2 protein-coding genes and 1 pseudogene are annotated in these 2,065 nt (G+C 44.8%); 2 read left to right on the forward strand and 1 reads right to left on the reverse strand.

The genetic code is table 11. From position 1 onward, the window contains the following. Positions 1–296 precede the first annotated feature (296 nt). A complete protein-coding gene (gene ytfJ / locus GRP75_RS25335; protein WP_023989202.1) occupies positions 297–788 on the forward strand; it encodes a GerW family sporulation protein in 492 nt (163 codons plus the stop codon). A 91-nt stretch (positions 789–879) separates the two neighbouring features. Here ytfJ and GRP75_RS25340 read toward each other — a convergent pair whose 3' ends face one another. Next, positions 880–1,602 carry a protein-glutamine gamma-glutamyltransferase gene (locus GRP75_RS25340; protein WP_160790708.1) on the reverse strand — a complete coding sequence of 241 codons (723 nt, stop codon included), beginning with the start codon at positions 1,600–1,602 and terminating at the stop codon, positions 880–882. Between the two features lie 208 nt (positions 1,603–1,810). On the opposite strand from GRP75_RS25340, the pseudogene GRP75_RS25345 reads away from it, so the two are divergent. Further along, positions 1,811–2,065 (forward strand): annotated as a pseudogene (locus GRP75_RS25345) (D-alanyl-D-alanine carboxypeptidase); the annotation flags it as partial.

Below are 2,065 nucleotides of genomic sequence, written 5' to 3' on the forward strand. Positions count from 1 at the left end.
GTTTTACTACCACCTTGACCTGTGAAGCAAATATGTCGCTCGGTTATTTAATTTTCTCCATGCTCACGTTAGCTTATCGTATATGGCGCGTTCCGGGTGGACCGGAGGCGTGGAAACGGGTTTTTTCCAAAAAAACTGAGGATCCTCAAGCTACCAGTGAAAGTTAAACAGTGGAGTGAGGTGAGACTCAATCCTTTCTGAACTATCGAATGACATACATATTTCCTTGAACCCCTGCGCACAATAGCGAAAGAAAAGGCAGTCTACGCTTGAGATAAGCAGAGGAGGAATAAATCATGTCAGATCACCCGATTCAAGGGCTCATGCAAACCGCAATGGAAAACATCAAAGCCATGGTAGATGTGAATACGATTGTAGGAGACGCAGTGGAAACACCCGATGGTTCCGTTATTTTGCCAATCAGTAAGGTAGGATTTGGTTTCGCTGCCGGAGGAAGTGATTTTAACGTAGACGAAGAGGCACTTCATACTTCCTCGGCGTCGGGTAATCATAGCGGGAAGGAAGGGCATCCTTTTGGAGGCGGTAGCGGTGGTGGTGTATCTATTCATCCCATTGCTTTTTTGGTTGTTGGCAAACAGGGGGCACAAATCGTTCCATTGGACAATCAAACGCATCTGATTGAGAAGCTCATTGACTCCACACCATACCTGATTGATAAGGTTCAGTCTATCTTCCAGAACGCAGGCGGCAACTTGCAGACTCCACCCCCACAGGTACCTGTAGATGTTGCTACGGATCACAGTAATTCTGGCCCGGCTTACTTGTAAAAGTTATTGAAATTAAAAGCGTTCTCTCAGGAAGGTATCCCAAAGCCGAGTATAGGCTAAGGAATACCTTCTTTTCTGCTTGTACTTGGCCCTATCCCCGAATATACTGCCTTCCCCCAATGACAGCATGTATATGGTGACAGTATTCCTGTTGATACAAAGTATGCAGCGAGATTTCATTTTTTCGATTTCCTTCGGCAGCAAACTGGGATAGGTAGATGAAGTCCGGATAGATCACTTCATCCGTCAAATAAGCAGATACCGTGGCTTCCGGTCGACGATGTTGATTCAGGGAATCGATAATACCCTTCGCCGGCAAGATGCCAATCCCATGTCCATAAAACAAGTCTTCCTTCAGCTTAACGACATTTTCTCCTTTCCATTCCAATGTTTCAGACGACACATCCGGATTGTTGAAATACAGAATATCGCCGGGAGCCGCTTTATGACTTCCTTGCTGCTGTATGAGTCTGAGGTCGCTGTCATAGTGCCAGTCATACAACAGCATATCTGCAAAAATCCGATTAAACTCACTTTCCAAAATGGAATCCAGCACTCCTTTGTACAGCACAATAACCATAGCTGTTGCACATTCAAAAGCGTATTGATGTCCGTTTAAAAAGATATCTCTGATCCCCTGTGCCGGTGTGACACCTGCTTTGATCTGAAAGCCACCTTTTTCCGTTAAATCCCAAAATTGCTGGTTGCAACGTGCGGTAGAAAATGTGGCAAAGGATACACCACTACGGTGTAATGCTTCTGCGGACTCTACAATCCGTGATCTTAAAATCATTTCAAACTGTAGTCGCTGCATGTTATAACCCCTCGATCCATATTTAACGTTTAGTAACTAATATATATGTATTCAGGGAGGGATGTTGCTTAGTTTGTGTAGAAAGAAAGCGAAAAAGGAGCAGCTAATGGCTGTCCTGTAAAGGAATTTTCTGTTATAAAGGTGGACATACTTTGAACAGCTTGGACATAGAATGGTACAAGACTTGCTCAAAACCGGAGGAATCCAAATGTTTAAAAAAAAGCAACACATCCACGCGGATCACAGCCATTTCTTGAATAAGGCACGCGCATTTGTTTTGCCGCTGGTACTTCTGCTTATTTTGTCATTGCCGCTTACGTTGCTAAGTCCGCAGCCCGTTCGGGGAGCGATAAAAACAGAAGCAGCGCCGCCCGCATTAGGAACCCATGCACAGGCTGCTTCTTTAATTGATGTCACATCAGGAAGAATCATTTATTCTACCGAGGGTGACCGGGAGCTACGT

This window comes from Paenibacillus sp. OT2-17 (genome assembly GCF_009827695.1).
GTDB classification, from domain to species: domain Bacteria; phylum Bacillota; class Bacilli; order Paenibacillales; family Paenibacillaceae; genus Paenibacillus; species Paenibacillus polymyxa_B.